The 26,455-nt window shown below is 59.3% G+C and carries 24 protein-coding genes and 2 pseudogenes; 11 read left to right on the forward strand and 15 right to left on the reverse strand.

Features of this window, described 5'->3' with window-relative positions:
- Position 1: 1 nt before the first annotated feature.
- Positions 2 to 1,186: a two-component system response regulator RssB gene (rssB, locus tag OU997_RS20115; protein ID WP_108488398.1), complete on the reverse strand. Its 1,185-nt coding sequence runs from the start codon at positions 1,184 to 1,186 to the stop codon at positions 2 to 4.
- 216 nt (positions 1,187 to 1,402) lie between these two features.
- On the opposite strand from rssB, the gene OU997_RS20120 reads away from it, so the two are divergent.
- On the forward strand, positions 1,403 to 1,702 hold the full coding sequence (locus OU997_RS20120; RefSeq protein WP_108488397.1) for a PilZ domain-containing protein: 300 nt from the start codon (positions 1,403 to 1,405) through the stop codon (positions 1,700 to 1,702).
- A 61-nt stretch (positions 1,703 to 1,763) separates the two neighbouring features.
- Here OU997_RS20120 and OU997_RS20125 read toward each other — a convergent pair whose 3' ends face one another.
- Positions 1,764 to 2,465, reverse strand: a complete 702-nt coding sequence (locus tag OU997_RS20125) for a VacJ family lipoprotein (RefSeq protein ID WP_267808316.1) — start codon at positions 2,463 to 2,465, stop codon at positions 1,764 to 1,766.
- Positions 2,466 to 2,686: 221 nt separating this feature from the next.
- Between OU997_RS20125 and OU997_RS20130 the strand changes: the two genes are divergently transcribed.
- Together OU997_RS20130 and OU997_RS20135 are read left to right on the forward strand one after the other, a co-directional pair.
- Positions 2,687 to 3,397 carry a phosphatase gene (locus OU997_RS20130; protein ID WP_108488395.1) on the forward strand — a complete coding sequence of 237 codons (711 nt, stop codon included), beginning with the start codon at positions 2,687 to 2,689 and terminating at the stop codon, positions 3,395 to 3,397.
- A gap of 142 nt (positions 3,398 to 3,539) precedes the next feature.
- Complete coding sequence (locus OU997_RS20135) at positions 3,540 to 3,806, forward strand: DUF4404 family protein (protein WP_108488394.1); 267 nt, start codon at positions 3,540 to 3,542, stop codon at positions 3,804 to 3,806.
- 47 nt (positions 3,807 to 3,853) lie between these two features.
- Here the strand turns inward: OU997_RS20135 and queF are convergent, their stop codons facing one another.
- The 3 genes from queF to OU997_RS20150 form a co-directional block, all read right to left on the reverse strand.
- Positions 3,854 to 4,684 carry an NADPH-dependent 7-cyano-7-deazaguanine reductase QueF gene (gene queF / locus OU997_RS20140; protein WP_267808317.1) on the reverse strand — a complete coding sequence of 277 codons (831 nt, stop codon included), beginning with the start codon at positions 4,682 to 4,684 and terminating at the stop codon, positions 3,854 to 3,856.
- A 93-nt stretch (positions 4,685 to 4,777) separates the two neighbouring features.
- Positions 4,778 to 5,476: an orotidine-5'-phosphate decarboxylase gene (gene pyrF, locus OU997_RS20145; protein ID WP_108488392.1), complete on the reverse strand. Its 699-nt coding sequence runs from the start codon at positions 5,474 to 5,476 to the stop codon at positions 4,778 to 4,780.
- 144 nt (positions 5,477 to 5,620) lie between these two features.
- On the reverse strand, positions 5,621 to 5,854 hold the full coding sequence (locus OU997_RS20150) for a DUF1127 domain-containing protein (protein ID WP_108488391.1): 234 nt from the start codon (positions 5,852 to 5,854) through the stop codon (positions 5,621 to 5,623).
- Between the two features lie 97 nt (positions 5,855 to 5,951).
- Here OU997_RS20150 and OU997_RS20155 point away from each other — a divergent pair, with 97 nt between their 5' ends.
- Positions 5,952 to 6,806 carry a LysR substrate-binding domain-containing protein gene (locus tag OU997_RS20155; protein WP_108488390.1) on the forward strand — a complete coding sequence of 285 codons (855 nt, stop codon included), beginning with the start codon at positions 5,952 to 5,954 and terminating at the stop codon, positions 6,804 to 6,806.
- Here OU997_RS20155 and OU997_RS20160 read toward each other — a convergent pair.
- Positions 6,796 to 7,550, reverse strand: a pseudogene (locus OU997_RS20160) (sulfite exporter TauE/SafE family protein). The gene OU997_RS20155 and the pseudogene OU997_RS20160 sit on opposite strands and share 11 nt — an antisense overlap.
- A 106-nt stretch (positions 7,551 to 7,656) precedes the next feature.
- On the opposite strand from OU997_RS20160, the gene OU997_RS20165 reads away from it, so the two are divergent.
- Entirely contained in the window at positions 7,657 to 8,616 is a 960-nt protein-coding gene (locus OU997_RS20165; protein ID WP_108488388.1) for a LysR family transcriptional regulator, read from the forward strand.
- Between the two features lie 48 nt (positions 8,617 to 8,664).
- Here OU997_RS20165 and OU997_RS20170 read toward each other — a convergent pair whose 3' ends face one another.
- Positions 8,665 to 9,552 carry a LysR substrate-binding domain-containing protein gene (locus OU997_RS20170; protein ID WP_108488387.1) on the reverse strand — a complete coding sequence of 296 codons (888 nt, stop codon included), beginning with the start codon at positions 9,550 to 9,552 and terminating at the stop codon, positions 8,665 to 8,667.
- A gap of 90 nt (positions 9,553 to 9,642) precedes the next feature.
- Positions 9,643 to 10,056: an alternative ribosome rescue aminoacyl-tRNA hydrolase ArfB gene (arfB, locus tag OU997_RS20175; RefSeq protein ID WP_108488386.1), complete on the reverse strand. Its 414-nt coding sequence runs from the start codon at positions 10,054 to 10,056 to the stop codon at positions 9,643 to 9,645.
- A 169-nt stretch (positions 10,057 to 10,225) separates the two neighbouring features.
- Between arfB and ccoG the strand changes: the two genes are divergently transcribed.
- Positions 10,226 to 11,641 (forward strand): cytochrome c oxidase accessory protein CcoG, encoded by a 1,416-nt coding sequence (gene ccoG, locus OU997_RS20180; protein ID WP_267808320.1) that lies wholly within the window; start codon positions 10,226 to 10,228, stop codon positions 11,639 to 11,641.
- Between the two features lie 64 nt (positions 11,642 to 11,705).
- On the forward strand, positions 11,706 to 13,115 hold the full coding sequence (gene mapR / locus OU997_RS20185; protein WP_267809938.1) for a GntR family transcriptional regulator MpaR: 1,410 nt from the start codon (positions 11,706 to 11,708) through the stop codon (positions 13,113 to 13,115).
- 260 nt (positions 13,116 to 13,375) lie between these two features.
- Here the strand turns inward: mapR and OU997_RS20190 are convergent, their stop codons facing one another.
- Entirely contained in the window at positions 13,376 to 14,371 is a 996-nt protein-coding gene (locus tag OU997_RS20190) for a linear amide C-N hydrolase (protein ID WP_267808321.1), read from the reverse strand.
- 393 nt (positions 14,372 to 14,764) lie between these two features.
- Between OU997_RS20190 and OU997_RS20195 the strand changes: the two genes are divergently transcribed.
- The 4 genes from OU997_RS20195 (at position 14,765) to OU997_RS20210 (ending at position 20,037) form a co-directional block, all read left to right on the forward strand.
- Positions 14,765 to 15,280 carry a molybdopterin-dependent oxidoreductase gene (locus tag OU997_RS20195; RefSeq protein WP_267808323.1) on the forward strand — a complete coding sequence of 172 codons (516 nt, stop codon included), beginning with the start codon at positions 14,765 to 14,767 and terminating at the stop codon, positions 15,278 to 15,280.
- A gap of 4 nt (positions 15,281 to 15,284) precedes the next feature.
- Entirely contained in the window at positions 15,285 to 17,204 is a 1,920-nt protein-coding gene (locus OU997_RS20200) for a putative bifunctional diguanylate cyclase/phosphodiesterase (RefSeq protein ID WP_267808325.1), read from the forward strand.
- Positions 17,205 to 17,284: 80 nt separating this feature from the next.
- Positions 17,285 to 18,349 carry a metal-dependent hydrolase gene (locus OU997_RS20205; protein ID WP_267808326.1) on the forward strand — a complete coding sequence of 355 codons (1,065 nt, stop codon included), beginning with the start codon at positions 17,285 to 17,287 and terminating at the stop codon, positions 18,347 to 18,349.
- A gap of 80 nt (positions 18,350 to 18,429) precedes the next feature.
- Positions 18,430 to 20,037, forward strand: coding sequence for a methyl-accepting chemotaxis protein (locus OU997_RS20210; protein WP_108488379.1), 1,608 nt, complete (start codon positions 18,430 to 18,432; stop codon positions 20,035 to 20,037).
- Between the two features lie 56 nt (positions 20,038 to 20,093).
- Here OU997_RS20210 and OU997_RS20215 read toward each other — a convergent pair whose 3' ends face one another.
- The 6 genes and pseudogenes from OU997_RS20215 to hppD form a co-directional block, all read right to left on the reverse strand.
- Positions 20,094 to 21,482, reverse strand: coding sequence for an amino acid permease (locus OU997_RS20215; RefSeq protein WP_371920604.1), 1,389 nt, complete (start codon positions 21,480 to 21,482; stop codon positions 20,094 to 20,096).
- Between the two features lie 305 nt (positions 21,483 to 21,787).
- Positions 21,788 to 22,508: pseudogene (locus OU997_RS20220) on the reverse strand (sodium-dependent transporter); the annotation flags it as partial.
- A 46-nt stretch (positions 22,509 to 22,554) separates the two neighbouring features.
- The gene (gene maiA, locus OU997_RS20225; protein WP_267808327.1) at positions 22,555 to 23,214 is read right to left on the reverse strand and encodes a maleylacetoacetate isomerase; all 660 of its coding nucleotides are present in this window, start codon (positions 23,212 to 23,214) and stop codon (positions 22,555 to 22,557) included.
- Positions 23,204 to 24,187 carry a fumarylacetoacetate hydrolase family protein gene (locus OU997_RS20230; protein ID WP_108488377.1) on the reverse strand — a complete coding sequence of 328 codons (984 nt, stop codon included), beginning with the start codon at positions 24,185 to 24,187 and terminating at the stop codon, positions 23,204 to 23,206. Before OU997_RS20230 ends, maiA begins: the two co-directional genes overlap by 11 nt.
- Positions 24,187 to 25,326: a homogentisate 1,2-dioxygenase gene (locus OU997_RS20235; protein ID WP_267808329.1), complete on the reverse strand. Its 1,140-nt coding sequence runs from the start codon at positions 25,324 to 25,326 to the stop codon at positions 24,187 to 24,189. The genes OU997_RS20230 and OU997_RS20235 overlap by 1 nt, the downstream gene beginning before the upstream one ends.
- Before the next feature lie 4 nt (positions 25,327 to 25,330).
- Positions 25,331 to 26,413, reverse strand: a complete 1,083-nt coding sequence (hppD, locus tag OU997_RS20240; protein ID WP_108488779.1) for a 4-hydroxyphenylpyruvate dioxygenase — start codon at positions 26,411 to 26,413, stop codon at positions 25,331 to 25,333.
- Between the last annotated feature and the right edge of the window lie 42 nt (positions 26,414 to 26,455).

The raw sequence follows: 26,455 nt of genomic DNA on the forward strand, positions 1-26,455 counted from the left end.
TTCATGCAAGGTTCCTGCTCAACACCAGCAAGGCAATATCATCCGGCATATCCCCCAGATTGGCCAGCCCAAAAGCCGTACGCAGGCCATCCAGGGTGCCACCAGCAGAGCTGATCAGCTGCGGTAACAGGGTTTCCTTGTCTTTCAAGGTATCACCTGGCAGCAGATCGAGAATGCCATCAGAGAGTAACGTCAAACTGAAGGCCTTTGGCAACTCCAGTTCCAGATCTTTGTACTCAGCTTCGACAAACAACCCAACCGGTAAGCCACGCCCTTCCAGATAACGCGCCTGACCATCGCTGTAAAGCACTGGCAAAGGCAAATGACCGCCAATGCTGTAAGTCAGACGGTTACTCGCCTGATCGATCACACCGCCAAGCATCGTCACGTGCTTGCCCAGCTTGCAGTTGATCAGGCCGCGATTGATATGACCGAGTACTTCTGAGGGCTTGAAGTCCGGAAAGCTGCCCACTCGGCGCGACTCATACAACAGCCGGGTGGTCATAAACTTCAGCAGCACGGTAATGAATGCTGAAGAGGCTCCATGCCCGGAAACATCTGCCAGATAAAACGCAATACGGCTGTCATCGACACGGAAGTAGTCGACAAAATCGCCGGAGAGGTACAAGGAAGGGATGATCTGGTGCGCAAAACTCAGGCCATCAGCTTGCCAAGGCGTCACTGGCAGCATGTTCATCTGCACCTGGCGCCCAGCATTCTGGTCTTCTTGCAGTAAGTGCAGGCTGGCTTGCAGCTCACGATTGGCGGTTTCCAGCTCCTCACGATAGCGCTGGTTTTCCAGACGCAGGTTGGCACGGTCTAAGGCACGGCGCACAGAGTGCTCCAGCACAGCAAGATCGGCCAAGGGCTTGATCAAATAATCAGCAGCGCCCAGGCGCAAAGCCTCAACGGCGTCGCTCATCACGCCTGCACCGGAGACCACAACGACCGGGGTTTCTACCTGAAGGGCATTGATGCGGCGGATCAACTCAAGACCATCGACTTGCGGCATGCGCAGATCACAGATCACCAAATCCGGTGACTCGGCGCGGAACACATCCAACCCCTGCAAACCGTTACTGGCCTGCAGCACATGAAAACCGCTGTCCTCCAGGTAGGCGGCAAGGCTTGCGCGCACTACATCGTCGTCGTCGATTATCAGCAGCGTGGCACTGGTCATGTGCATGGGATATCCAGGCAAACTACGCCGGGTTTAGGTTGGCATATGCGTCAGACCGCAGGTCTGTCCGCGCAGAGTCAGCTTGCATCACGGCGCAGACGGTACTCCCATCTGCTAGCTGATTCAAGCGTGCGCCGGTCGTCGTAACACGACTTTACACCTCAAATCGGGCAAGGTTATAAGAGTCTCAGGACAACCCCCATAACAAGAGGAAAGTGCCCCATGAGTCAGAATGATCGTGCTTACAGCGAGAAACGCGATTACATCCGCATGCGGCTTGAGGCACCTGTTACCTTGCACCATGAGGGGCAGGAAACTCCAGCGTTGTGCTTGGATCTCTCTAGTACGGGCATGCAACTTGAAGCCAGAAGCAATGTGAAAATGGGCGACAAGGTGCGTATCCATATTGCATCTGATCACAACGAGTTGCGTGGACTGGATGCTCAGGCAGAAGTCGTTCGCGTATCCGAACTTGAAGATGGTCGACAGGCACTGGGGCTGGCGATCATATCAATGAATTGATTCAGCCAGAACAAACGATAAGGCGGCCACTAGGGCCGCCTTTTTATTTCAGCCAACAGACTCAGAAATCGTCTTCGACTGCGCCATCACGCACTTTAAACTCACGGTTCTGCAAGTAAGCATTGCGCACAAAGATGTACTTGTCGCCACTCACCAAACGCTCAGCGGAGAGTAGTCTGGCGCGGAGATCAACCACCTCAACGCCGCTTACGACGTTACGTGTAGGCACATGGCTGATGTGCATCGGCGCTGTCAGCATAATATCCGGGATACGCCCGGCAGCATCGCGTACAGTGCTTGGCCCCAGCAATGGCAGCACGACATACGGACCACTGTTGAGCCCCCAGACACCCAGTGTCTGACCGAAGTCTTCATCACTGCGCTGCAACCCCATGCTCGTGCCCACATCAAAAAAACCGAGCACGCCGAAGGTCGTGTTGAAAATCAGACGGCCACTGTCCACACCGGCATCGTGCAGTTTGCCCTGAAGCAGATTATTCGCCAGGTTGCCAACATCACCGATGTTGCGAAAGACGTTACGCACACCATCCTCGAAGAACTGCGGCGTCACAGCCTGATACCCCTTGGCTAACGGCTTGAGGGTATAGGCATCAACATTATCGTTAACCTTGAACATGAAACGGTTGTAACCCTGCCATGGATCCTCTTCCTCGGCTTGCGCCAATGCAGGCAGCAATAAGATGCCTGTACAGGCAATCAGCAAGCCCAGTCGTTCAATCCAGCTCGCACCGGTAACACGCATATACAGTCGCTCCTTGAAGGCATTCAGGCCGCACAACTCAGCAGCCACATCAGATGGCGCAGTATAAGGCGGCAACTCAGAAAGACAGCATAGCGGATGCGCAAATACCTGAAAATCTAGCCGGTAACGGCCCGCAAGGCGGCGACACCTGGCCACCCATGCGTCATCAGCCTGTCATGCAACACTGCTAAATTGGACTAGACCATATCTAGGGATGGCTCATGCATAATTCTGCATCCTCGCCGGCATTTAATGCCGTACTGTTCAGCTTGTCCGGTTGCCTTGTGGACTTTGGTGCCCGCAGTGTGCCGCTGACTCTGCAACGGCTTTACCCCGATGCACATGAACCGCACAGCCTTGCCCAATGCCTGGGGCGGGAGCCGCTGCCCACCGAGTGGCAAACCTATCAGCAGGCACTCTGCAGCACTGCACAGGAACATAGCGAGACCACGCACGCTGCTCTGCCGCTGTTGGAGCAGCTACGTCAGCAAGGCGTGCCTTGCGCCTGGCTGGACGAGCTGCCGCGCGATGCGAGTATCTGCCTGGCCAGTGCTCTGCCGGACTGGCTCTCGGGCACACCCAATCGCAGTCATCGGCCATGGCCAGCACCCGATGCCATCTGGCTCAGCCTATTGGAGCTGCAGGTTGAACAGCTCACCGGCTGTGTATTGGTCAGCGGTGAGCCGCGCTTACTGCAAGCCGCTCTGAATGCGGGCATCTGGACCATCGGTCTGGCCATCAGCGGCCCCCTCTGTGGTCAAGCGCCAGCAGACTGGCAGAGTCTGCCAATCCGCGAGCGTGACCGCCTGCGCAGCCAGGCTACCCTCAGCCTTTATCGCCTGGGCGTGCACTCAGTAATCGATCAACTCAGCGATCTGCCTACCTGCCTGGCCGATCTCAGCTTGCGTCGTCAGAAAGGTGAAAAACCTTGATGCCGCTTGCCGGATAACACATCGCCTGGCGCTTGATCCAAAGCAAGCAAAGCCTCTTGGCTTGGATTAACCTCAAGACATGCCGAACCTTTCGCCCCTGCGCAAGGTCAGTCAAACAGTCAATCATTGAAGGGAGAATTCCATGCCTGCAAGCCGCCTGCAGCAACAACTGCAAGATCTGCGCGACCAACTGGCAGAGCAGCCGCCGCTGAGTGAAGAGGAACGCGCCGAGCTGTATGTGTTGACCCAGGAAATTGAACTGCAACTGGCACGCCAGGCTGCAGCGGCCCCTGACGCCACGCTGATCGACGGGGTTAACCTCGCGGTAGAACGTTTCGAAGCCAGCCACCCGACTCTTGCCGGCACCCTGCGCAATATCCTGCAGAGTCTGGCGAATATGGGCATCTAAACGCACGCAGCGCTAATGAAAACCCCAGCTCTAGCTGGGGTTTTGCATTACTGGCGCACTAAGCGTTGATTATCGGGGCTGATAGGCCCACTGCTGCGATAGGGGTTGATGTCCAGACCGCCACGGCGCACATAACGCGCATAGACTGTCAGATATTCAGGCTTGAGCAAGCGCTGCAAGTCGAGAAAGATCCGCTCCACGCACTGCTCGTGAAAATCCGCATGCTGGCGGAAGCTCACCAGGTAGGCCAGCAGGCTGGCGTGATCCAGCGCCAGGCCACGGTACTGCACCACCAGCGTGCCCCAGTCCGGCTGACCGGTGACCGGGCAGTTGGATTTGAGCAGATGGCTGTGCAGGTTTTCCTCAATTACTCGTCCGGCATCACAACGCAGCAGTTCTGGTTGCGGCTGTGCATAGTTGCTGATGGCAACATCCAACTCGTCAATGCAGATACCTGGCGCGGCTTGCACACCGTCGGCCACCACCTCAGTCAGGCTGCGCACGCGCACGCCAACCGGTTTACCGGCGGCTGCCGAGAGGTCCTGTGTCAGCACCGCCAGCAGCTCGTCAGCAGTGCCGAACACCGACTGATTCAGCGAGTTGAGGTACAGCTTGAAGGATTTCGACTCGATGATATTCGGCGAGTCGGCGGGAATGGCGAACTCGCCCATGGCCACCACCGGCTTGCCCGATGGCAGCAGCCAGGACAGCTCGAAACAGTTCCAGAAGTCCACGCCCTGGTACGGCAGGGTCTCGGCGCTCAGGCCCAACTCGGCCCATTTCGCGGCACGCGGAATCGGGAACAACAAAGACGGGGTGTAGGTAGCGATGTATTCGCTGGATTTGCCCAGTGGCGAATCTTCGGCGGCGGGATGCATGGAGAAAACCTGGCTAGTCGAAATGCAGCAATTGTATACAACCTTTCAAGCAGATTCAGGCGGCAAGCGCGAAACCGAACTTGCCGCAGCAGATCAGGCCAGCTCCGCCACCACCGCCGCCAGCGCCTGCGCCGGATCGGCAGCCTGGCTGATCGGGCGACCAATCACCAGGTAGTCAGAACCCGCGTCGAGGGCCTGACGCGGAGTCAAAATACGGCGCTGGTCATCCAAGGCGCTGCCAGCCGGACGAATCCCCGGAGTCACCAGTTGCAGCCCCGGGTAAGCCGCCTTAAGCGCCTGAGCTTCCTGAGCCGAACATACCAGGCCGTCCATTCCAGCCTGGTTAGCCAGGCCAGCCAGGCGTAATACCTGCTCCTGTGGCTCGATATCCAGACCGATGCCGGCCAGGTCTTCACGCTCCATGCTGGTCAGCACAGTCACCCCGATCAACAACGGCTTAGGGCCGTTGAATGTATCCAGGGTTTCGCGGCACGCCGCCATCATGCGCAGACCGCCCGAGCAGTGCACATTGACCATCCACACGCCCATCTCGGCAGCGGCTTTGACCGCCATGGCCGTGGTGTTGGGGATGTCATGGAATTTCAAGTCGAGGAACACCTCAAAGCCCTTGTCACGCAGCGTGGTGACGATGTCAGAGGCGCAGCTGGTGAACAACTCTTTGCCCACCTTGACCCGGCACAGCGTGGGATCGAGCTGATCAGCCAATGCCAGCGCAGCATCACGGGTCGGGAAATCCAGGGCAACGATAATCGGGGACTGACAAGCGGACATGGCGGACTCTCGGGCAAGACAAATTCGGCGCGCATTGTAGCGGATGCGCCACCCGCGCGCCGCTCCAGTGATCTGCCGATACACGCTGCGTACCGCTGCATGTAGCGAAATCGAATAGGCCGCTGAGTTGAGCGACACGGCAACTCAACGCGCCAGCGGATCGTCCCAGAATGGCCGTTCGCTTTCCTGCATCACATCAGCCCGACTCAAGCCGAGATCCTTCAAGGCCGCATCATCCAACATCGCCAAACGCTGACGCTGTTCAGCCAACTGCCACCAGCGCTGAAACTGCCGGCCAATATTGCACAACACACCTAATGGCCGGAACGCCTGTGTGCGCCCAGTACCCACCACGGCATAACCTTTCTGCCCTTTCATCTCGTCGCCCTCCTTGTGGGGTTGGCGACAGTCTCACGCGGGCCTTATGATCAATCCAACGAATGTTTCTTATGCAATACATCTCAGAGATTGATGAATGGCCAGTTACCCAAGCATCGACAGCGAACTGCTGCGCACCTTTGTCGCGATTGCTGATCACGGCGGCTTTACCCGCGCAGCAGAGATGGTCAACCGCACCCAATCGGCCGTCAGCATGCAGATGAAACGCCTGGAAGAAGACGTGGTACAGCGCCCACTGTTTCTGCGCGACGGCCGCCAGTTCAGCCTTACGGCAGAGGGCCAGCTGCTCCTGAGTTATGCCAGGCGCATTCTCAAGCTGCATGCGGAAGTGATGAACAGCATGCGCGAGCCGCATATGGTCGGCACCGTGCGCATCGGCACGCCGGACGACTATGTGATGCGGTTTATGCAGGGCATTTTGGTGCGCTTCGCACAGGCTTATCCGCTGGTTCAGGTGGAACTGCACTGCGAGCCGTCCTTCCAGCTGCTGCAACGCCAGGATCTGGACCTGACCATCGTCACCCGCGAACCCGGCACGGAGATCGGCCAGCTGTTGCGCCAGGAACACCTGGTCTGGGCGCAGGCGCGCAACACCAACCTGCATGAGCTGGAAACACTGCCCCTGGCAATGTTCAACTCATCCTGTTTCTGCCGCTCCTGGGCCTGCAATGGCCTGGATGCCCAGGGGCGTAACTTCCGCATTGCCTACACCAGCCCCAGCCTGTCGGCAATTATGGCGGCGGTTAGTGCTGGCCTGGCGATTACCGCGCAACTGCATAGCCTGATTACCCCGGACTTGCAAATCCTCGGCGAGGCAGAGGGTATGCCGGGCCTGCCCTCTGCCAGCATCGTTTTACTGCGCAACAGCCAGACCCAGTCGCAGGTTACAGAGACACTGGCCGAGCAGATTGTCGAAGGCTTCAGACTTTAAGTGCGAGCAGGGTTGCACAGAGCAGTAGAAAGCCGACAAACAACCCACGCAATACCCGCTCAGGCAATGCATGGGCGCACTTCACCCCCCAGCTGATGCTGAGCAAACCGCCCAATGCCAGGGGAGCGCCCAGCAACCAGTCAACGTGATCATGCAGGGCATAAGTCGCCAGGGTAATTGCCGTGCTCGGCGCCGCCAGAGTCAGGGACAAACCCTGCGCCACCACCTGACTGGTACCGAACACCGAGGTCAGCACTGGTGTCGCCAGAACCGCCCCCCCACGCCGAACACCCCGCCTAGCAATCCCGCACCGCTGCCCAACAGCGTCAACCAGGGCCAGGGATAGCGCATCCCCACGGCAAGCGTGGCCGGCTTGCTGACCAACCGTGACAGGTTGTAGACCGCCAACAGCACCAGAAAAGCCACAAACCCCAGGCGCATGCGCGCTGCATCCAGCTCAACCGCCCAGCCCGCGCCCACCAGGGCAAACAACAGGCTGGTCAGCGCCAGGGCCAGGGCATGACGCCAGTCAATACGATTGCGCTGGTGGTAGCGCCACAACGCCAGCAACACATTGGGCACCACCATCACCAGCGCCGTACCCTGAGCCAGTTGCTGATCCAGGCCAAACAGCACACCCAGCGCCGGAATCGCAATCAACCCGCCACCAATGCCAAACAGGCCGCCCAACGTACCCAGAATCAGTCCAAGCAGCAGGTTCAAGGCAAAGTCGAACAGCGTCATCACAGGCCTCCAGAAAGATGCCGCACAGACTAATCATTCGCCACTGGCAGCGAAACGCATAGCAACGCACAATGGCTTTGCATAATTCGCACAGCCGAGCCCCACCATGAACCCCGACACCCTGACCGATCAACTCAGCCTGTTTATCGACGTGCTGGAAACCGGCAGTTTTTCCGCAGCCGCTCGCCGCCATCCGCTGACGCCCTCGGCCGTGGCCCGGCGCATCGATGCCCTGGAGCGCTCACTGGGCAGCCAACTATTCAGCCGCAGCACCCACGCCGTACGCGCCACGTCTGCCGGCCTGGCCTTTGCCGAACGGGCCCGGCGCATTCTCGCCGAGCTGCATCTGGCCCGCGCCGAAGCAGTTTCCCTGAGCAGCGCGCCGGAAGGGTTGATCCGCATCGATGCGCCCGCCCCCTTCGGCCGCCGTCATCTGGCACCGGCCATCGCCGAGTTTCTGATGGCCTACCCCGGCCTGGATGTGCAACTGCGCCTGATCGACAGCTTTGTCGACCTGCATGGCACCCACCTCGGAGAAGTCGATCTGGTGCTGCGCATCGGCCCGCTGGCAGACACACGCCTGGTTGCCACAGCACTCTCACCCATGGTGCGCGTCGTCTGTGCCAGCCCCGATTACCTGGCCCGACGTGGCGTACCGCGCAGCCCGAACGAACTGCTGGAGCATGACGGCCTTGACTGGGACAGCCTGGCACCGCCCTACGCCTGGCGCTTCGAGCAGGACGGCAAACTGCAACTATGCCGCCCCAAGCGCCTGCGCATGACCGCCAACAATGCCGAAGCCCTGCTGTTCAGCACCCTTGCTGGCTTAGGGATCGCCCACCTGCCCACCTGGCTGATCAGTGATTACCTGCTGCGCGGTGAGTTGCTACCGCTGTTCTGCGAAAATGGCCTGCCTGCTCCCGAACCCAGCGGCATCTACGCCTTGCGCCTGGAACGTGAAACCGACTCGCGCAGCCGCCTGTTGCTGGAGTTTCTCAAGGCGCGCTTCGGCCCTGTCGCGCCCTGGGATCTGGCCCTGCAAAGCGGCCTGCAGCGCTTCGTCTGACGCATCGACATCCTTGCCCCTACCGTGCAACGCAGAGCGCAAAGGTGGCTAGGTGGACAGCTGACTGCTCAGATAGTCAAGAAAACAGGTGATGCGCGAGGCCAGCGCCGTGTTGCGGTAGTAGACCGCATGAATCGGCTGAAGCACCTCGACGGTATCACTCACCAACAGCTGCACCAATTCACCGCTGGCGCGGTCAGCGGCGGTCATAAAATCCGCCAGGCAAACAATTCCAGCACCTGCCAACGCCAGTTGACGCAGCGTCTCGCCGCTGGACGCACTCAGGCTCGGGGCGATGCTGTAGGCATCGCCCAAGGCATGACGCAACGGCCACTGATTGAGGCTTTCGGGTTGGGTAAAGCCGAGCAGGCTGTGCTGACTCAGCTCTTCGACACCGTGCGGCATGCCATGGGCTGCGAGGTACGTTGGGCTGGCCAGTACGCGCAAACGGTTGGCGCCCAGAGGCCGTGCATGCAGAGTGGAATCACGCAGCAAGCCGATACGAATGGCCACATCGGTGCGCTGCTCCAGCAGATCGATGATCTGGTCGCTGCTGTGCAACTCCAACTGAATGTCCGGATACCGCTCACGGAATCCCGCTACCAGCGGCACCACCGCATGCAGCATAAACGCCGCGGCAGCATTGACCCGTAAACGCCCGGCGGGTTTCTGCCGACGCACTTTCATCTGCTCTTCGGCACTGTCCACCGCATCGAGAATCTTGCGGGCCTGGACTAGGAAAACTGCGCCCTCTTCCGTCAACTCCAGGCGGCGAGTGGTGCGCCGCAGCAGGGTGACGGCGAGTTTCTCTTCCAGGCGGCTCAAGGCACGGCTGACACCGGACGCTGTCTGTGCCAACTGTTCGGCCGCTGCACTGATCGAACCGCTGTCAACCACGCGAACAAAAGCCAAAAGCTCATCGAGGGTCGTCTTCATTCATGCACTCTAGTCAAATATGCCGACCTGAAAACCCTACACGGCCTCACAAAACTCGGCACTTCAATTCAGGTTCAACGGGATAGGCACCTAAAAATCGACCTTACCGCGCCCGGCCTTGATCGTGCCGCGAATGCTCTTGCCTTCCAGGCGGCGCTTCTTTGAGCCCAGCGTCGGTTTGGTCGGACGGCGGGCTTTCTCGGTCTTTGCGGCACTGCGAATCAACTCGACCAGGCGTTCCAGCGCATCGCTTCGGTTCTGCTCCTGAGTGCGATACTGCTGAGCCTTGATAATGACAACGCCACCGGTGGTGATGCGACTGTCGCGCATGGCCAGCAGTCGCTCCTTGTAGAACGGCGGCAGACTCGACGCCTGACTGTCGAATCGCAGGTGTACCGCACTGGACACCTTATTGACGTTTTGCCCACCGGCTCCTTGAGCACGAATGGCGGTCAGCTCAACTTCATCGTCGGCAAGGTGAACGCTGTTGGAGATAACCAGCATAGGTGGGCTTCGGTTCAGGTTCAGGAAAGGGCAGCCAGAATATCGTGAACGCTTCGCGCTTGCCTGCCCCGCCATCTGATCCGCTTTTTATTGGAAAACCTGAGTCTGTTATCCAGACAGCTGCGCTCGCATCATGCGCCTCGCCTGATAAAGCCCGACGAGGCCCGTAATGAGCGAACGAATTCCCGCGCAGATCATCGAAACCATCGACCCGCGCCAGCCTATCCGCCTGACGCCGTCACAAGCGGGCGGACCGATCCATACCCGCAGTTTCAGCGGCCGCTTTCGCAATCTGCGCCTGTACGGCGCGGGCCTGCTGTTTCTGATCTTCTTCGGCACCGCCTGGCTGGACTGGGACGGCCGCCAGGCGGTGTTGTGGAACCTGGCCGAGCACCGCTACTACATCTTCGGCGCGACATTCTGGCCGCAGGATTTCACCCTGCTGTCGGCGCTGCTGATCATTGCCGCCTTTGGTCTGTTCACCATCACCGTGGTGGCCGGGCGCGTGTGGTGTGGCTACACCTGCCCGCAGAGTGTGTGGACCTGGGTGTTTATGTGGGCGGAAAAAGTGACCGAGGGCGAGCGCAATCAACGCATCAAACTGGATGCCGCGCCCTGGTCGCTGAACAAGCTGGCGCGGCGCAGTGCCAAGCACACGATCTGGCTGAGCGTCAGCCTGATCACGGCGCTGACCTTTATCGGTTACTTCACCCCGATCCGCACACTTGCCAGCGACTTGCTGCGCCTGCAACTGGACGTCGGCACGCTGGTATGGGTGCTGTTTTTTATGGCCGCCACCTACCTCAACGCCGGCTGGTTGCGTGAGAAGGTCTGCGTGCACATGTGCCCCTATTCGCGCTTTCAAAGTGCGATGTTCGACGATGACACCCTGCTGGTGGCTTACGATGCCGCGCGCGGTGAAGGCCGTGGGCCGCGCAAGAAGGACAGCGACCACAAGGCTGAGGGCCTGGGCGATTGCATCGACTGCACACTGTGCGTGCAGGTGTGCCCCACCGGTATCGACATCCGCGATGGTCTGCAGATCGACTGCATCAGCTGCGGGGCCTGTATCGATGCCTGCGATTCGGTCATGGACAAGATGGGCTACGCCCGAGGCCTGGTCGGCTACCACTCCGAGCGCGAACTGCAAGGCGGCAAAACCCACTGGCTGCGACCACGGCTGATCGGCTATGGCATCGCCCTGGTGTTGATGCTCGCGGCCTTTGTCTGGGCCTTGAGTGCGCGCTCGATGCTGTCCATCGACTCGGCCAAGGATCGCAGCATGTTCCGCGAGAACCCGCTGGGGCAGATCGAGAACACCTACCTGCTCAAGGTGATCAACAAGACCCAACAGCCACAGCGTTATGGCCTGACCTTGCTCGACAGCCCCGGCCTGCGTCTGGAGGCACCGCAGCAGTTGCAGCTAAGCCCCGGGGAAATTCTCGATGTCCCGGTGACCGTGGTGCTGGAGAGCGAACAGACCGAGGCCAACACCCTGCCCGTGCGCTTCGCAATCCATAACCTGGCCGATAGCCGTGAGCAGGCGCAAACGCAGAGTATTTTTCTTTCGCCGCGTGGACGCTGACAGTCGCATGGCCAGGCAACTCCCCGTAGAGTGCGGTCATTTACTGGCCGCCCCTACGGACCCGATGAAGCGCTACGAGAAATTCGCCGACCAGATTGCCGAACTGATCCGCAGCGGCATGCTCGCCCCTGGCGAAAAAGTGCCCTCGGTACGCCACGCCAGCCGTACCTACGGGGTGAGCCCGTCCACGGTGTTCCAGGCCTATTACCTGCTGGAAGACCGCGGTCTGATCCAGGCCCGCGCCCGCTCCGGCTACTTCGTCCGCGAGCTGGCGCGGCATTCTCTGGCCGAACCGGAAACCAGCCAGCAGCCAACGCAAACCACCGAGGTGGATGTCAGTGAGTTAGTGTTCTCGGTCCTCGCCTCACTCAAAGACCCCGGCACCGTACCGTTCGGCTCGGCCTTCCCCAGCCCGCAGCTGTTTCCCCTGCCGCGCCTGGCGCGCTCCATGGCCCAGAGCGTGCGCGATATGCAACCGCAGGCGGTGATCGCCGATATGACCGAGGGCAACCCCAACCTGCGCCGGCAAATAGCCCTGCGCTATATGGTCAGCGGCGTGATGCTGCCGCTGGAAGAACTGGTGATCACCAGTGGTGCCATGGAAGCCCTCAACCTGTGCCTGCAAACCGTCACCCAACCCGGTGATCTGGTGGCTATCGAGGCACCGGCCTTTTACGCCACGCTGCAGGTGCTGGAGCGCTTGAAGCTCAAGGCCGTGGAAATCCCGGTCAACCCGCGTGAAGGCATCGATCTGGATGTGTTGAACGAGCGCCTGGCCAGTCTGCCGATCAAGGCCTGCTGGTTTATGAGCAGCCTGCAAAACCCCCTCGGCGCGAGCATGAGCGATGACAAAAAACGCGCGTTGTATGAACTGCTGCAGCGCCATCAGGTGCCACTGATTGAAGATGATGTTTACGCCGAGCTGTATTTCGGCAGCCAGCCGCCTAAACCAGTGAAAAGCTTCGACCGTGACGGCCTGGTGATGCACTGCGGCTCGTTCTCCAAATGCCTGGCACCGGGTTACCGGGTCGGCTGGGTGGCCGGCGGACGCTATGCCGAGCCAATCAGTCGACTCAAGCTGATGACCACCCTCTCGCCCTCCGTACCGGCCCAGGCCGCCTTGGCCGATTACCTGCAGCACGGCGGTTATGATCGCCACCTGCGCAAGCTGCGCCATGCCCTGGAGGCGCAACAGGCGTCGATGCTCGCTTCGGCCGCGCGGCACTTCCCGGCCAGTACCAAGGTCACCCGTCCCAGCGGCGGCTACTTCCTCTGGTTCGAGTTTCCCGAACAGGTCGATGCCCTGCGCCTGTTCCAACTGGCCCTGGTCCAGGGCATCAGCCTGGCACCGGGGCCGATCTTCTCGGCCACCCGGCGCTTCGGCAACTGCGCACGGCTGAATTACGGCCATCCCTGGGATGCGCAGAGCGAAGAGGCAATGGCCGTGCTAGGCCAGATTCTCGCTGCCTTCTGATTCTTACCGTACAGGCCCTTAAACAGCTGCGGTGGCCTTACGCTTTTGCACACGACCTTTCCAGCCCGTTCATGGGATTGGAGTAGGTTGTGGTCTTTTCCATAACCTCCTCTTAAAAATTGAGCCCCTACGAAATTCTGGGCCATTCAATCGAGATCAGCGACGGCCCCAAGGAGCCGTCAGCTGGAGTGACTCGCTCCAGAATTTTCCAACACAGAGTTAAGGAGTGGCGTATTGCCTTGCCACCTCGGTACTCCCGATCACTCGGCCCCAAGCCACTTGAAAGGCTCCGCAGGCTTGAGTACTGCCGAAAGCTCACCCGCAAGGAACTGCCCACGCTCAACCCTGACGACCTTCGGAGCAGCACCTTCTGTTAAATCAATCTTGTTCATGTCGAGCCAAGACACGGCAGGAAAGACAGCAGACTCAAAGTAGTAAATCTTCGCCTTATGGTCGGCAAAGGTGCGCCATAGTGTCATCGCGAGGTTCGGGCGGTCTGGATCCGCTATGCCCAGAGGCACGCTCACAGCGCGAATTTGCGAGAACACCGATGCGAGTGCAAGGTCGTTATCTTCGCACTTAGGTGAGGCGCCAAGAGCATAAGAGGCCCGGACAAAACGGTCGGCCGCATTGATCGTACCCGGAAGGAATTTACTTCCGCCGACCTGTTCCCAATAGGCGTTAAGGGCTAGTTGCTGGTCGAACGTGGGCGAGTTGGTCATCACCTTGTACTGCGAACCGTGGTGAATGACGAGCTTGCCATCGATGTATTCAAGGATCGCAGAGTCGCCCGTGGCATCAGAAATCGAAAGATGCAAGCCTGCCGCGCTGCCGTTTGGCAGTGTCGGCGCAATGATGGCAAATGGCGGGTTGGCCATTGCGGTAACCGCCTCTTTCACTGTTGCGTAGTTATCAAGGAAATACTGCGCCCAAGCACCAGCGGTCAGGGTGGGCTTTCCCGTATTGGTTGCATCCCCCCACTCGGCTTCCTTCAGATACAACAGATTGGCAGCAAGCCCTTTCTCGTTCATGCCATCGGCCGTTCCGACATCATAAAAAGAGACAGCAATTGAGCCATACATGGCTCTCCACTTAATTGGATTTTCTCCAACCGTCCCGTCGCGCTCCATACCCTTGGGAAAGACCCAGAGCGCCGTTTTGGCGGCAGGATCCATCCAATCCATGGACCGTCCAGTGATGTAGGACTGATTGCCCGTCTCGTATACGAGGCGTGTGCACGCCTGTGCGGTGTGCAAAGGCCCGCAAACGATCGAGATGACTGATGACTAAGGTGCTGAGCACAGTCTTCATCGTCGAGTAGGGTTTCATCTTCATCTCTGCTTCCTCTTTGGTTTGTGAGGTGACGCACTTGAAGGATTAAGCTAATAGCCGAGCAAAAGCGTAGCTTCCACCTGGCCAGCAAGCGAAGTGAATGTCTTGAAAGCTTGGGCACTGTTACGGATGAAAGAAGGCGCGATTAGCTGATCAGTCAGCCCCTCTGATGAATGCAACCGCTTTGAGCCAGACCGACTGCCCCCTTTGAAGTTTAAGTGACATCACTACCGCGATATCGCCACGGCATCATTGAGTATTAAGACGCTGACGCCTGCTATAACTTAATAAGTCAATGCACCCTCGGAGTGCCTGCCATGCCACGATTTTTTCCTGCCTTGCTGATGGCCCTCGCTGCCCTGCTCTCGGCGCAGCCGCTACTGGCTGACAACGCCTTCGCCACGCCCCCCAAAGACCCGGTCATACTGAGCATTTCAGGCAATCTGGCCTGTTGTCCGCAAGGTACGGCCTACTTTGATCTGGCGCGCCTGGATGCCATGCCACAAACCGAGGTGAGCACCACCACACCGTGGACAGAAGGCAGTGCCACCTACAGCGGTGTGCGTATCAGCGCGTTACTCAATGCAATGGGGGCGAAAGGGTCGACGATTTCGGCCACCGCACTGAATGACTACAGCATTTCGTTTGGCACCGCGGCGGCCATGCAGTACCCGGTGATTTTGGCCACACGCAGCAACGGCCAAGTGATGCGTGTGCGTGACAAAGGCCCGATCTGGATCATTTATCCGCTCAGCGAATACCCACAACTGCGCAAAGAAGAGTTTCACCAGACCATGGTCTGGCAGCTCAAATCCCTGACGATCAGCGACTAATCCAATGCGCCGTTTGCGCTATGTGTTTTTGCTGGTGGTGACCCTGGGCTTTGCCGTGGGCATCGTCGCATCCCTAATCAATAACCAGCGCAGCGCGGAGTTGACCGCCACGCGCATTCAGTTGTCGGCTTGGTCACTGGCGCAGCTGGAACAGGAGTTCATCAAGTTCCACACCAGCCTGCGGTTGTTTCAAGTCAATGCCGCGTCTGCCGCACAGATGCAGTTTGATTACGAACTGTTGTGGAACCGCCTGACGGTTTTTTTGACCGGCGAGGAAAACCGCGTTATCCGCGAGCGATTTGGCGCGCAAGCGCTGGCGGACAAGCTGTTTACCCAGCTGAAAAATGATGAAGACCTGCTGCTGTCAGCCTCACTCACACCGGGCGATGCCATTGAGCAACGCATCGCAGCTTACGAGGCATTCAGGCTGCCCATTCGCCAATTAATCGTGCGTAACTTCACCGGCCCTGAGGCGGCGCGGATTGTCGATGAGGTGCATGCCCAGCGCTTTCTCACCCAAACCCTGCTGCTGGGCTTGTTGTTTTGCGGCGGCGCTTTGCTGCTGATGCTGTTTCTGGAAAGCCGGCGCAATAACTTTTTGGCCCACTACGACGCCCTGACTCGTCTGCCTAACCGGCAAACCATGCTGGCGCTGCATAACGCCAACAAAACCAGGCTGACCTACAGCGCCCTGGCGGTGATTGAGATGAACAACTTTCGCGCGGTGAATGAAACCATTAGCCATGAAGCGGGCGATCAGTTGCTCAGCCGCATTGGCAACCTGCTGAACACGCTCAAACCTGAAGGTAGTTTTATCGCCCGCGTCGGTGGCGATGAATTCCTCATCACCTTTGCCGAACACTTTCCGCCTCATCTTGTGATGGAAACCTTGAAAGCGCTGAGCGCTGCATTGTGTTTTGACTTTCAGAATGACAAACAACTCTTTCAGGTCAATGCGCGCATTGGCGTGGTGTTTGACAGCGAACAGATCCACAGCGCCGAAAAGCTTTATTACTGCGCCACCCTGGCCGCTCGCGAACTGCGCCTTGGCCATGCGCGCGGACTCAAGGTGTTTGATGAAGAAATCAACAACCGTTACTTGCGCAGCCGCCAGTTATTGAGCGACCTGCGCCGTGCACTCAAGGGCAACTTTTCAGGCCTGGCGCTGCATTACCAACCCATCATCGGTCTCAAACGCGACACCCTCGGGGTTGAGGTGTTGCTGCGCTGGAACCATCCGGCCATGGGTTTCATTTCGCCACTTGAAGTGGTTGAGCTGGCTGAAAACAACCAACTCGGCCTGCAGTTCTGGCATTGGCTGCTGCAACGCCTCAGGCAGGACATCGGCAAGCTGCCGCAGGATATGCGCACGCAGTTGTATTTTTCCGTCAACGTTGCGCCCTCGCAATTCACCCTGCGCCTGGCCGATAGCCTGCAACAATGGCTGGTGGACACCCCTATAGGCGCAAATCAATTGTTGGTGGAAATGACCGAGTCCATTTCCGTGGCCAACTTCAACGAATCGCAGAAAATTTTGCAGAGCGTCAATGCCTTGGGTATCGATATTGCCCTGGACGACTTTGGCACGGGCTATTCATCGCTGTCGTACTTGAGCAGCTTGAAAGTGCAGCGCATCAAAATCGACAAATCCTTCGTCCAAGGCATCAGCCAAGACCCGCAACTGCAGCGCGTGGTGCGCAGCATCATCGAGTTGTGCCACAGCTTTAACTTTACGGTGATTTGCGAGGGCATTGAGGAGCACACCGATGATCAACTCATCCGCGCTCTGGGCAGCGATTACGCACAAGGCTATTTTTATGGCAAGCCGATGGCGATTACCGGGCTGATGGCCTGGTACAGCCAATACGAAGCCAACGCACCCGAACCGCGCACCGCACTGCCCAGCCTGCCAACGCATCACTGAAACCTTTTCTCGAACATTTACCGCAGCAGATCCTTGAGCCTTGGGCTAAGTTAGCCGCTTGTTTCTTCCAAGGACCTGCCATGGACTCGATAACCCAAGCCGTACTCGGTGCCAGCATCCAAGGCGCGATGCTCGGCCGCTGGCAGGGGCGCAAGGCGCTGCTGTATGGCGCCATGCTCGGCACATTGCCGGACCTGGATGTGATCATCGACTATGGCGACGCCGTGGCCGACATGACCTACCACCGGGGTTTCAGCCATTCGCTGTTTGTTCTGACCGGCCTGGCGCTGTTTCTGACCTGGCTGACCCGACGATTCCGGCATAACCCCGGCTACTCCGCGCAGCGCCTGTTCCTCACCCTCTGGCTGGTGCTGATAACCCATCCACTGCTCGACAGCTTCACCAGCTACGGCACCCAGTTGCTCTGGCCACTGACGCCGATACCCACCGCCTGGTCGAGTATTTTTATAATTGACCCGCTGTATACCGTTCCGCTGTGCGTTGCCGTGGCGGTTAGTCTGCTATACGGATTACGGGACAAAGCAGGCAAAGCCCCAACCCTGGCGTTGCTACTGTCTTCGCTGTACCTGGGCTTCACCCTGGGAGCCAAATACATGGCCGAACAGCGCGTGGCTGCTGAGCTGACAAATCAGGGTATCGAAGCGCAACAGATATTCAGCACCCCAACACCGTTCAACAGCCTGCTGTGGCGGGTAATCGTGCTGGATGGTGGGGATTACCATGAGGCACTGGTCAGCTGGTTTGACGACGCCCCACCGCAATTGACGCGTATTCCCCGTGGCACCCATTTGGCCACAGCACTGGCCGACTCCCCGGCGCATAAGCGGCTGGCCTGGTTTACCAATGGTGTGCTGCGCTACGACCAACTGGGTGAGCAACTGGTAGTGACCGATATCCGCCTGGGCATGACAGGCTTCCATCCCTTCCGCTTTGTCTTTGCCACGTTACGCGATGGCCAGTGGCAGCCCATTGAACAGATTGAACGACTGCCGGTAGAACGCGGCGATTTTACTCGCCTGCAACTGCTGTGGTCCCGCATCTGGCAGCCGCACATTGACGTGCCCTTGCTGGCATGGGCCGATGAACTGCGCAAAGCGCCCGTAACCCTTGGTAGCGGGCAATAATGGTTTTTTGGCCATAGGCCACAAATGGCCGTTACATGAGCTAGGCTGAAGTCCTACTTGGTCTTGTTGGAGGTTTAGGAATGAATATCCGGCAAAAAATGATCGCCTGTGGGGTTATAAGCGTATTGGCAGCCAGTCTGTTAGGTTGTATTGGCTTCTGGGGGCAAACCCGCCTGGCCAGCGCGCTGAATGAAAACCAGTTGAGCATCAGCGCGCTGCGCAATCACCTTGAAGGCGACATGATGCATGACGCCTTGCGTTCCGATGTACTGGCCGCCTTCTACATCGACCCCAACGACAGCACGGCTGCCACACAGTTGCGTAAGGATCTGCGCGAGCACAGCGAATGGTTTACCCGCACGCTCAATGACAATGCCAAACTGCCGCTCAGCGATGCTATTCGCCAGGCTGTCAGCCAGTCGCAACCGGCGCTGGCGGCGTATATCCAGCAGGCAGAAAGCATCGTCGACCTCGCACTGAAAGACCCTCAGGAAGCTCGCCGTCACATGCCGGATTTCGACACCAGCTTTGCTGAACTGGAAGAGAAAAACGAGGCACTGAGCGGCCTGATCGAAGCTCATTCGGCCAACGCCCGTAGCGACAGCCAAGCAGCCGTAAAGGATGCGGCCTGGCTGTTGGTTGGCGGAATTCTACTGGTGTGCTGCCTACTCACCCTGCTTACCGGCCAACTCATGAGGGCTGTGCTTCGCCCGCTGGAAACCGTCGTCAACGTGGCTCGCGCCATCGCCCAGGGCAATTTGCGCAATGTCATCAGCGTCGACAGTGACGACGAAGCCGGGCAATTGCAGCAGGCATTAGCCGACATGCAAAACAATTTACGCAAAATGATCGATGAAATCAGGGCCGAAGGCGAGCAATTGCAGCAAACCGCGCACAGCCTGAACGGGGCCTCGCAGAGCATTGTCTACAGTGCCAATGAGGGATCACAAAACGCCACCAGCATGGCGTGCGCCATGGAGCAGATGATTCAGAACATTGGCCAGATTGCCGGCCATGCCCGTAATGCCCAGGAAATATCCTCGCAGTCCGAACATCTCGCAAGCAGCGGTGGCCAGGTGATCATGGGGGTAGTCGACGGCATGAGCCGCATTGCCGAGGCCGTCAATGAGTCCAGCGCTACGATCACCGCGTTGGGCCAGTCATCCGAAGAAATCCACTCGATCATTCAAGTGATCAAAAGTATTGCCGAACAAACCAACCTGCTCGCCCTCAACGCCGCCATCGAAGCCGCGCGCGCAGGCGAAGCCGGGCGCGGGTTTGCGGTAGTAGCCGATGAGGTGCGCAACCTGGCTGCCCGTACGGCACAGTCAACCCAGGAAATTACGCAAATGATCGAGCGAATCCGCAGCAGCACCTCACAAGCAGTGGACAGTATGCAGACCGGGGTAACCCGGGTGAATGACGGCGTTTCACTGGCTCGCCAAGCCGGGGAATCAATCAATGAAATTCGTGGCGGTGCCCACCGCGCGGCCGAAGTGGTGGAAGAAATTTCCCAGACCATCAACGAACAGAGCAAAGCCAGCAACGAAGTGGCCTTGCGCGTGGAACACATCGCCCAGATGTCACAGCAGAACAGCCGTACGGTCAACGAGCTGGCCGCTGCCACACAAAGCCTCGACCGCGTGGCGCGCAGCATGCAGAGCGCCGTGCTGCAGTTTCAGACATAGGCGCCGCCACAGACGAAAAACCCGGCCTGAGCCGGGTTTTTTCATACTTGCACAGCCTACCGCTGAGGGTTGCTTACCTGCTTGAGGCGGTAACAAACCCAGATAAACAGTACCCAGAACGGTATGGCGTAGACCGACATCTGAATGCCCGGAATCATCAGCATCACGCAGAGGATAAACAGCACGAACGCCAGGCAGATGTAGTTGCTCAAGGGGAACCAGAACGCTTTGAAGCTCGGCTCCACGCCCTGGCCCTGCATGGCCTTGCGGAACTTGATATGGGTCAGGCTGATCATCGCCCAGTTGATTACCAGCGAGGCCACCACCAGCGACATCAGCAATTCCAGCGCCGATTTCGGGGCCAGGTAATTGACCACCACGCAGAGCAGGGTCACTGCCGCAGACACGCCGATGGCAAGCACCGGCACCCCACGGTTGTTGACCTTCATGAGCGCCTTGGGTGCATCACCCTGCTCGGCCAGGCCGTAGAGCATGCGGCTGTTGCAGTACACGCCGCTGTTGTAGACCGACAGCGCGGCTGTCAGCACCACGAAATTGAGGATATGCGCGGCGGTGTCGCTGCCGATCAGCGAGAAGATCTGCACGAACGGGCTGCTGCCGTAAGCGTCGCCGCCGGCGGTTAGGGTCTGCACCAGGCTGTCCCAGGGATACAGCGAGAGCAGCACAGTGAGCGCGCCGATATAGAAGATCAGGATGCGGTAGACCACCTGGTTGATTGCCTTGGGGATCACCGTCTTCGGCTGATCGGCCTCGGCGGCGGTGATGCCGACCAGCTCCAAGCCGCCAAAGCTGAACATGATGATCGCCATCATCATCACCAGCCCGCTGATGCCATTGGGGAAGAAGCCGCCGTGGCTCCAGAGGTTAGTGACGCTCGCCTGTTCACCACCCGCGCCGCTGAATAACAGGTACAGGCCAAGCAGGATCATGCAGATGATCGCCACCACCTTGATGATAGCGAACCAGAACTCGGTTTCACCGAAGGTTTTCACATTGATCAGGTTGATCGCGTTGATCAGCACGAAAAACGCCGCCGCCGTGGCCCAGGTGGGGATATCCGGGTACCAGTACTGCACGTACTTGCCCACCGCCGTGAGCTCGGCCATGCCGACCAGCACATAGAGCACCCAGTAGTTCCAGCCGGACAAAAAGCCCGCATAGGGACCCCAGTAGCGGTGGGCGAAGTGACTGAAGGAGCCGGCCACCGGCTCCTCGACGATCATCTCGCCAAGTTGGCGCATGATCAGAAAGGCAATGAACCCGCCGATGGCATAGCCGAGAATCATCGATGGCCCCGCGCTTTGCAGCACCCCGGCCGAACCGAGGAACAGCCCGGTACCAATCGCGCCGCCAAGGGCGATCAGCTGGATGTGGCGATTTTTCAGGCCGCGCTTGAGCGGGCCGGCGTGCAGCTGTTCAGACATCAGCACACCCCCCAAGCAGGCGGAGGGAAGGACGAATACGTGGCATGCGATCACCTGTCGGTCAGTTCCGTGACGGGAACGAACCCGCAGGACTTGTGATCCAGCGGAGTGGTCGAGGGCTATTGGCCAGGGCAAGCGTGGATGCGCGCAGGCATCGGGTCACGGAACGCCGCGCAGTATATACAGCCCAGCAATTGTGCGGCCAGCCAGGCGACAGCTGTTCAGGCCACTCACCTAGCAGCAACAAAAAAGGGCGCACAGCTTTTGCCCGTGCGCCATTCTCTCCTGCGACTCAGCTAGCGCGATTAAGCTCCGACCAGTACCGGCACGACGTTCGGCCTGAGCACTTCACCCTGTATCGCCAGCCGACCGATGGCTCGGTAATCCAGTACCATTGGCCAATCGGGTCAAACATCAACCAGCCCAGGACGTGCAGGAACACCACCATGATCAGCACCGGGCTGACGTAGCGCACCATAAACAGCCACAGCGCATAGCCCAGCAGCAGGTCCAGGTCATCACCCATGATCTCGCTGCGCAGGACGTAACCGGCCAGCAGCAGGCTCATAAAGATCAGCCCAGTGGCATCATCCAGCGAAAGGCCTTTTCGACACCAGCCTGCACGCCCTTGCCGACAACCCACAGGGTCAGCCGCGCCACCCACACGCTCTAGCCACCGAGTTGCCAGGGGTTGGCGTTATGGGCCTCGAACACCCTGCCAAGTTGCTCGACCGCGGTAGCGGCCAGCGAGCCGTCAAGCATCTTCCGCGTATAGGCAAAGGCCCAGCCTGCCACCACCACGTAGAAACACAGGCTCATAAAGCCGGCCAGCATGGCCATGCCGCCGACCGCCTTGCACAGCGGGTTGCCGTTGTTTTCCTTGACCACCCGCCCGATTGCATCGATGGGGCTGCCACGGCCGCGTCGGCCAACGGCGATCTCGGTCATCATCACGGGGATACCGATGGCCAGGATGCAGGCCAGGTACGTCAGTACAAACGGACCACCGCTGTATTCGCCGGTGATAGGGCGCCGGTTTCGCCGACCCTAGCGGCGGCGAAACCGGCTGGGATCACTGGGCGTCGGGTTGCACCTCCGGCACAGCCTGCTTAAAGGCCAACAAAGGCTCACAACGCGCCGCCATGGCGAGAATGCGCGGGTACGCATCGAGGTCACAGTTAAAACGGCGCGCATTATACAGCTGTGGGATCAGGCAGGCTTCCAGATATCCGGGTCGCTCACCGAGTGACAGGCGATCATTGAATACCGCCAGCCCTGCCTCGACCGCAGCCAGTCCTTTATGAAGCCAATGCCGATACCAGGCGTCCTTGGCCCCCTCGCCCACGCCCAGCTCACCGGTCAGGTACTGCAGCACCCGCAGGTTGTTCAGCGGGTGCAGGTCGCAGGCGATATGCAGCGCCAGAGCACGTACCTGAGCACGCTGCTGCGGGTCGCTGGGCAGCAGTGCGGGCGTCGGGAACACCTCATCGAGGTATTCAAGAATCGCCAGCGATTGAGCGATGCGCACCCCGCCGTTGCCTTTGTCGACCAGCAAGGGCAGCAGCTCCTGCGGATTCAGCGCCTGATAGTCAGCCGAGTGCTGCTGACCGCCGTCCTTGACCAAGTGCACCGGCACTTGCTGGTAGGCCAGACCCTTGAGATTCAGCCCGATCCGCACCCGGTAGGCGGCGCTGGAGCGCCAGTAGCCGTAGAGCGTCAACTCAGTGTTCATAGCGCTCCACCGCCTGGTCGATGGCACCGAACAGGCTATGGCCGGCGGCGTTGAACATCTCGATGCGCACGCGATCGCCGAACTTGAGAAACGGGGTTTTCGCCTCGCCGCTCTCGATGACTTCCAGCATGCGCTTCTCGGCCAGGCAGGAAGAACCCGCGCTGCGGTCGTAGTTGGACACGGTGCCGGAGCCGATGATGGTGCCGCTGCCCAACGGACGGGTCTTGGCGGCGTGAGCCACCAGGGTCGGGAAGTTAAAGGTCATGTCCACGCCGGCATCCGGTCTGCCAAACAGCGCACCGTTGATATGCGACACCAGTGGCCGGTGCACCTTGCCCTCCTTCCAGCTGTCGCCCAACTCATCCGGGGTGATGGCCACCGGCGAGAAGCTCGACGACGGTTTGCTCTGGTAAAAACCAAAGCCCTTGGCCAGCTCGCCGGGAATCAAATTACGCAGCGACACATCATTGACCAGCATCAGCAGCTGGATATGCGCGGCAGCCTCGGCAGCGGTCGCGCCCATCGGCACGTCATCGGTGATCACTGCAATCTCGGCTTCCAGATCGATGCCCCAGGCCTCATCGGCCATCAGGATCGGGCTGTGCGGCGGAATAAAGCAGTCGGCACCGCCCTGGTACATCAGCGGGTCATGCCAGAAACTTTCCGGGATTTCGGCGCCACGCGCCTTGCGCACCAGCTCCACGTGGTTGACGTAGGCGCTGCCGTCGGCCCAGTGATAGGCACGCGGCAACGGGCTGTGACAGGCGGCCTGCTCGAAGGCAAACGCGCCCTCTTCCAGACCATCGTTGAGGCGCTGGTAGACCGCTTCCAGCTTGGGCTTGTTGATCGTCCAGTTATCCAGTGCCGCTTGCAGGGTCGCGGCAATCGCCGGGACTTCGGTGGCGCGGCTGAGGTCGCGGGATACCACGACGAGTACACCGTCGCGGCCTTGATTCAGTGAGGCGAGTTTCATCAGGATTCCTTGCCCGGCGCACGCCAGGAATTCACGTATTCGGGAACATCTACACTGGCGGCGGCTTCGCCGACTTCCAGGGCGCGGCGGGTGTCGATCATCACCGCCACTTCATCGATAAAGGTCGCTGGATCGGTCTGCGCTTTTTTCAATGCCTTCGGGTGCGGGCCGTGGGGGAAGCCACATGGGTGCAGCGTGACCATGCCCTGCTCAATGTTGTCGCGGCTGAAGAAGTTGCCCCGGTGGTAGAACAGCACTTCATCGTAGTCGTCATTGTTGTGATAGAACGGCACCTTCAACGCGCCGGGGTCGCTTTCCACCGGACGCGGGGTGAAGGTGCAGATCACAAAACCATTGGCGACAAAGGTGGTGTGCGCTGACGGCGGCAGGTGATAGCGGTGGCTCATCAGCGGGCGGATATCGCGCCAGTTGAGGCGCACCACCGTGTTGTCGCCATGCCAGCCGACCACATCCAGCGGGTTGTAGGGGTAAGTCACGGTGCTGATCTGGCCGCGGCGCTTGATGCGAATCTGCCAGGTGTTTTCGTCCTGCTGCGCCTTGAAGGCATCATCGATGCGTGGATGATCAAGCACCGCCGGATCGAAGATCGCCTGCGGGCCGAGCAAACCCTTGTCCGGAAGCTGATAGGCGCCGTCGGTGCTTTCGATCAGCAGCATAAAGGTCGGCTCGCAGGCCTCAATACGCCAGGCGGTTCCGCGGGGGATCAGCAGGTAATCGCCGTCGCGGTAGGTCAAATGACCGAAATCGCAATAGAAGTGCCCTGCTCCCTCATGAATAAACAGCAGGTCATCGCCATCGGCGTTGCGCACCAAATGGCGCATGGCACCGTGGGTTTTCCACACGCGCAGTTTTACATCGCTGTTATGCAGGGTCAGCGGCGCGGCCAGCGGGCAGTCGCGCTCGCTGGCAATGGTGTTGAAATTGAACGCGTGCGGGCGCAGTGGCCCCTGCCAGTCGATCCAACCGGTGGGCGGATGCTTGTGGTGCAGGTGCGCGGTGGGGCCGAAAAAGCCCTCGCGGCCCATCTCGCGCTCGTAGGTGCCTTCGGGAAAGTCGCAGTGCGCCTGACGCGAGCACTCGCCTTCACGCAAAGGGAAACGGATCCATTGCCGGCTCATGGCATTACTCCTCGGAGATCACGCCGCGCTTAATCTGGTCTTCTTCAATCGACTCGAACAGCGCCTTGAAGTTGCCCTCACCAAAGCCCTGGTTACCCTTGCGCTGGATGATCTCGAAGAAGATCGGGCCAATCACCGTATTGGTGAAAATCTGCAGAAGGATGCCGTCATCGCCCGGCGCACCGTCGATCAGAATGCTCAATTCACGCAGCACATCGCTCGGCTCACCATGCCCGGCCACGCGGGTGTCGACCTTGTCGTAGTAAGTGCCAGGTGTGACCATAAACTGCACGCCATTGGCCCGCAGCTGGCGTACGGTGGTGTAGATGTCTTCGGTGCTGAGGGCGATATGCTGGATGCCCTCGCCCTGGTACTCGCGGATAAATTCCTCGATCTGCGACTTGTCGTCGGCCGACTCATTGATCGGGATGCGAATCTTGCCGCACGGCGCGGTCATGGCGCGCGACAGCAGTCCGGTGAGCTTACCTTCGATGTCGAAGTAGCGGATCTCGCGGAAGTTGGCGATACGCTCGTAGAAGCCTGACCACACGTCCATCTGCCCACGCTTGACGTTGTGGGTCAGGTGATCCAGCGCTTTCAGGCCAACCGCGTTATCACTGGCGCTGCGCCCTTCGATGTACTCGAAGTCGACGTCGTAGATGGTCTTGTCGCCATAACGATCCACCAGGTACAGCAGCGAACCCCCAATGCCTTCCACACAGGGGATATTCAGCTCGCCGAAATTGGCGTGACTACCGACCAGTTTGGCACCCTGGGATTCTACATAGGCGGCCGCCTGAGCCGCGTTCTGCACACGGAAGGCCATGGCGCAGGCGCTCGGACCGTGCTTCAGACCGAATTCACGCACGTGCCCGGTGGGGCTGCCGTTGAGAACGAAGTTGATGTCGTTTTGCTGGAACAGCCAGACCTCTTTCGAACGGTGCTTGGCCGTTTCGGTAAAGCCCATGGCGGTAAACAGCTCACGCAGCTGCTGGATGCCTTCCGGGGTCGGCGCGGTGTATTCAACGAACTCGAAGCCGTCGGTGCCGATGGGGTTGTGCTGCTGGATCTTGTTCACGGCGTTCATTGCGCCTCCTCGTTGTTGTTTTGATCAACCGCTGCGCGATGC

Origin of the sequence: Pseudomonas sp. SL4(2022), from assembly GCF_026625725.1 — a bacterium.
GTDB lineage: Bacteria > Pseudomonadota > Gammaproteobacteria > Pseudomonadales > Pseudomonadaceae > Aquipseudomonas.

Excerpts from the sequence above, each read along its gene's own strand:
- rssB (WP_108488398.1), bottom strand. The coding sequence starts at position 1,186 with ATGCACATGACCAGTGCCACGCTGCTGATAATCGACGACGACGATGTA.
- OU997_RS20120 (WP_108488397.1), top strand. The coding sequence starts at position 1,403 with ATGAGTCAGAATGATCGTGCTTACAGCGAGAAACGCGATTACATCCGC.
- OU997_RS20125 (WP_267808316.1), bottom strand. The coding sequence starts at position 2,465 with ATGCGTGTTACCGGTGCGAGCTGGATTGAACGACTGGGCTTGCTGATT.
- OU997_RS20130 (WP_108488395.1), top strand. The coding sequence starts at position 2,687 with ATGCATAATTCTGCATCCTCGCCGGCATTTAATGCCGTACTGTTCAGC.
- OU997_RS20135 (WP_108488394.1), top strand. The coding sequence starts at position 3,540 with ATGCCTGCAAGCCGCCTGCAGCAACAACTGCAAGATCTGCGCGACCAA.
- queF (WP_267808317.1), bottom strand. The coding sequence starts at position 4,684 with ATGCATCCCGCCGCCGAAGATTCGCCACTGGGCAAATCCAGCGAATAC.
- pyrF (WP_108488392.1), bottom strand. The coding sequence starts at position 5,476 with ATGTCCGCTTGTCAGTCCCCGATTATCGTTGCCCTGGATTTCCCGACC.
- OU997_RS20150 (WP_108488391.1), bottom strand. The coding sequence starts at position 5,854 with ATGAAAGGGCAGAAAGGTTATGCCGTGGTGGGTACTGGGCGCACACAG.
- OU997_RS20155 (WP_108488390.1), top strand. The coding sequence starts at position 5,952 with ATGGCCAGTTACCCAAGCATCGACAGCGAACTGCTGCGCACCTTTGTC.
- OU997_RS20165 (WP_108488388.1), top strand. The coding sequence starts at position 7,657 with ATGAACCCCGACACCCTGACCGATCAACTCAGCCTGTTTATCGACGTG.
- OU997_RS20170 (WP_108488387.1), bottom strand. The coding sequence starts at position 9,552 with ATGAAGACGACCCTCGATGAGCTTTTGGCTTTTGTTCGCGTGGTTGAC.
- arfB (WP_108488386.1), bottom strand. The coding sequence starts at position 10,056 with ATGCTGGTTATCTCCAACAGCGTTCACCTTGCCGACGATGAAGTTGAG.
- ccoG (WP_267808320.1), top strand. The coding sequence starts at position 10,226 with ATGAGCGAACGAATTCCCGCGCAGATCATCGAAACCATCGACCCGCGC.
- mapR (WP_267809938.1), top strand. The coding sequence starts at position 11,706 with ATGAAGCGCTACGAGAAATTCGCCGACCAGATTGCCGAACTGATCCGC.
- OU997_RS20195 (WP_267808323.1), top strand. The coding sequence starts at position 14,765 with ATGCCACGATTTTTTCCTGCCTTGCTGATGGCCCTCGCTGCCCTGCTC.
- OU997_RS20200 (WP_267808325.1), top strand. The coding sequence starts at position 15,285 with ATGCGCCGTTTGCGCTATGTGTTTTTGCTGGTGGTGACCCTGGGCTTT.
- OU997_RS20205 (WP_267808326.1), top strand. The coding sequence starts at position 17,285 with ATGGACTCGATAACCCAAGCCGTACTCGGTGCCAGCATCCAAGGCGCG.
- OU997_RS20210 (WP_108488379.1), top strand. The coding sequence starts at position 18,430 with ATGAATATCCGGCAAAAAATGATCGCCTGTGGGGTTATAAGCGTATTG.
- OU997_RS20215 (WP_371920604.1), bottom strand. The coding sequence starts at position 21,482 with ATGTCTGAACAGCTGCACGCCGGCCCGCTCAAGCGCGGCCTGAAAAAT.
- maiA (WP_267808327.1), bottom strand. The coding sequence starts at position 23,214 with ATGAACACTGAGTTGACGCTCTACGGCTACTGGCGCTCCAGCGCCGCC.
- OU997_RS20230 (WP_108488377.1), bottom strand. The coding sequence starts at position 24,187 with ATGAAACTCGCCTCACTGAATCAAGGCCGCGACGGTGTACTCGTCGTG.
- OU997_RS20235 (WP_267808329.1), bottom strand. The coding sequence starts at position 25,326 with ATGAGCCGGCAATGGATCCGTTTCCCTTTGCGTGAAGGCGAGTGCTCG.
- hppD (WP_108488779.1), bottom strand. The coding sequence starts at position 26,413 with ATGAACGCCGTGAACAAGATCCAGCAGCACAACCCCATCGGCACCGAC.